General features: G+C 61.5%; 1 protein-coding gene. It reads left to right on the top strand.

Going from position 1 to position 589, the window contains the following annotated elements; all coding sequences use genetic code 11:
* Positions 1-223 precede the first annotated feature (223 nt).
* Positions 224-589: phosphoglycerate kinase (gene pgk / locus CVM52_RS28265; RefSeq protein WP_205965051.1), on the top strand; the 366-nt coding region annotated here is incomplete at its 3' end.

Below are 589 nucleotides of genomic sequence, written 5' to 3'. Positions count from 1 at the left end.
ATCCCATCCCACTACCACCCATCTCGTCGTCCGCCGATTCGATCCGGTTCTTCCAACCCAGGGTGAGTCTCCGGATCCGTCGCCGTCTGGTATCCGTGTGCTCTCGTCGCCGTCGCCGTCGCCGCCGTCTGACTGCCCCCCTCGCCTCCCGCGGCGTCGGGTCTCTGGTGCTGCTGCTGCTGCTGCTGCTGCGTGCAGGGCAGTGATGGCGACGAAGAGGAGCGTGGGCACCCTCGGCGAGGCGGATCTGAAGGGGAAGAAGGTGTTCGTGCGCGCCGACCTCAACGTCCCGCTCGACGATGCCCAGAAGATCACCGACGACACCCGCATCCGCGCCTCCGTCCCCACCATCAAGTTCCTCCTCGAGAAGGGCGCCAAGGTCATCCTCGCCAGCCACCTGGGTCGTCCAAAAGGTGTCACCCCAAAGTACAGCTTGAAGCCTCTTGTTCCACGCTTGTCTGAGCTCCTTGGAGTTGAAGTCGTGATGGCCAATGATTGCATTGGTGAAGAAGTTGAGAAGTTGGCTGCCGCTTTGCCAGAAGGTGGAGTGCTGCTCCTAGAGAATGTTAGATTCTACAAGGAGGCAGAG

Origin of the sequence: Pseudooceanicola lipolyticus (assembly GCF_002786325.1) — a bacterium.
GTDB classification, from domain to species: domain Bacteria; phylum Pseudomonadota; class Alphaproteobacteria; order Rhodobacterales; family Rhodobacteraceae; genus Pseudooceanicola_C; species Pseudooceanicola_C lipolyticus.
This window is presented reverse-complemented; position numbering and strand designations above follow the sequence as displayed.